The sequence below is a fragment of the Propionivibrio limicola genome (assembly GCF_009469695.1).
Lineage (GTDB): Bacteria > Pseudomonadota > Gammaproteobacteria > Burkholderiales > Rhodocyclaceae > Propionivibrio > Propionivibrio limicola.
The window spans coordinates 1-2076 of the sequence record NZ_SSSR01000040.1 but is presented as its reverse complement, the minus strand read 5'-3'; the positions used below and the strand labels follow the sequence as shown (position 1 = coordinate 2076).

General features: G+C 62.9%; 2 protein-coding genes. Both read left to right on the top strand.

Annotated features, from left to right (window positions below; genetic code table 11):
• Positions 1 to 86: 86 nt before the first annotated feature.
• Positions 87 to 1190 (top strand): IS21 family transposase, encoded by a 1104-nt coding sequence (gene istA, locus GH659_RS14695; protein WP_153112184.1) that lies wholly within the window; start codon positions 87 to 89, stop codon positions 1188 to 1190.
• On the top strand, positions 1187 to 1972 hold the full coding sequence (gene istB, locus GH659_RS14690; protein WP_153112183.1) for an IS21-like element helper ATPase IstB: 786 nt from the start codon (positions 1187 to 1189) through the stop codon (positions 1970 to 1972). Before istA ends, istB begins: the two co-directional genes overlap by 4 nt.
• The last annotated feature ends 104 nt before the right edge of the window (positions 1973 to 2076 follow it).

The window sequence follows — 2076 nt, the reverse complement described above, 5'->3', positions numbered from 1 at the left end:
TGTCACCAGCGGTTGTAAATTGACACAGGCCAGCGATTGAAAGTTGATACACCGAACTGAGAAGATCGGCGGTTTTTGAGGCGCCGGTGATCACGAACGAGGTGTATATGGAAATCGAGGTCTTGAGGAAACACGGCTTCAGTCTTCGGCGAATAGCGGCGGAAGTTGGCTGTGCGGTGAATACGGTGCGCAGTCATCTGGCGACGGGAGAGAAGCCGAAGTACGAGCGGCAGAAGAAGCGGCCAAGCAAGTTGTCGCCGTATGAAGGCTACCTGCGGGAAAGACAGGCGTCAGCGCAACCGCACTGGATACCGGCGACCGTGCTGTACCGGGAGATTGCGGCGCGGGGCTACCTGGGCGGGATGAGCCAACTGCGCAGTTTTCTGCGCCGGATCAAGCCGGCCCTCCGGCCCGACCCGGTGGTCCGGTTCGAAACGGCGCCGGGCGAACAAATGCAGGTCGACTGGGTCGAGTTCCGCAAGGGTCGCCAACCGCTCTACGCCTTCTGCGCCACGCTCGGCTACAGCCGGGCCAGCCACGTTGAATTCGTCACCGACATGAAGGTCACGACGCTGATCGATTGCCACCAGAATGCCTTTGTCGCCTTGGGCGGCGTGCCCCGGCGAATTCTTTACGACAACATGAAGACCGTCGTTCTGGAACGCGATGTCGCAGGGCCAGGAGAACATCGCTACCACGCCGGCTTTCTGGACTATGCCAAACACTGCGGCTTCGTCATCAAACTCTGCCGCCCGTATCGTGCGCGCACCAAAGGCAAGGTCGAACGCTTCAACGGCTACCTGCGCCGATCCTTCTACGTCCCGTTGGCGGCCAGGCTCAAGCAGGCCGGATTGCCTCTGGATGCCGTCACCGCCAATGGCGAAGTCCGGCATTGGCTCAAGGACGTGGCCAACGAGCGCCTCCACGGCACCACCCAACGCAAACCCGGTGAGCAACTGATCGAAGAACGCCCCCACCTGCAGCCGATCCCCGCCGCGTGGCGCGGAGACATCGCGGCCGCCCGGCCGCAAGCCGCTCCGCCGTCACCGGACGCACAGGGCACCCCGGGCACGACTCGGCCCACCGGGGTGGGCGAACGCCTCGCCATCCCGTTGCCGCCGCAACATCCGCTGGCCGTGTACGAGCAACTCCTGACCCAATGGCGGGCGGAACCGGTGGTGCTGCAATGAACCTGCAACACGAACGCCTGCGGTTTCTGTGTGAAACCCTCAACTTGCCCTTCGTTGCCCAAGACTACGCCGGCGCCGCCCAGACTGCGGCCGAGGCGGGAACGCCCTACAGCGACTTTCTGGAATCTTTGCTGAAGTCCGAAGCCGCCGGCCGGCAAGTCAGAAAGCAAAGCATGATGACCCGTCTGGCCGGGTTCCCCGCCATCAAGACGCTGGAGGACTTTGACTTCGCCTTCGCCGCGGGCGTCAAGAAGAGTCAGATCGACGAATTGGCGGGGCTGGGCTTTGTCGAGCGGCACGAGAACGTCGTGCTGGTCGGCCCGTCCGGCGTCGGCAAGACGCATCTGGCGATTGCGCTGGGCTACCGTGCCACCCAGGCCGGCATCAAGACCCGGTTCACCACGGCGGCGGATTTGTTGATGACCTTGTCGGTCGCGCACGCGCAGAACCAGTTGAAGACGGTCATGCAACGGGCGATCAACGGCTACCGATTGTTGATCATCGACGAGATCGGCTATCTGCCGATGAATCGTGAACAGGCCAATCTGTTCTTCCAGGTCATTGCCGCCCGCTATGAGCGGGGATCGTTGATCGTCACCAGCAATCTGCCGTTCGGGCAGTGGGATGCGACCTTCGCCCAAGACGCGACGCTGACCGCCGCCTTGCTCGATCGCCTTCTGCATCATGCGCGAATCGTGCCGATGGCCGGGGAAAGCTACCGATTGAAGCACCAGCGCCAGGCCGGCATGGTTCAGATCCGGAAGGAGGTGGCGAACCCGTGAGCGCCGCGCTGATCGCGCCGCCTTCCGGTCGGGCCTTCGCCCCTCCCTCTCGGCAACGCGATCAGCGCAAATGAAGTGTCCGGGGTGTGTCAGTTTTGAATCGC

Excerpts from the sequence above, each read along its gene's own strand:
- istB (WP_153112183.1), top strand. The coding sequence starts at position 1,187 with ATGAACCTGCAACACGAACGCCTGCGGTTTCTGTGTGAAACCCTCAAC.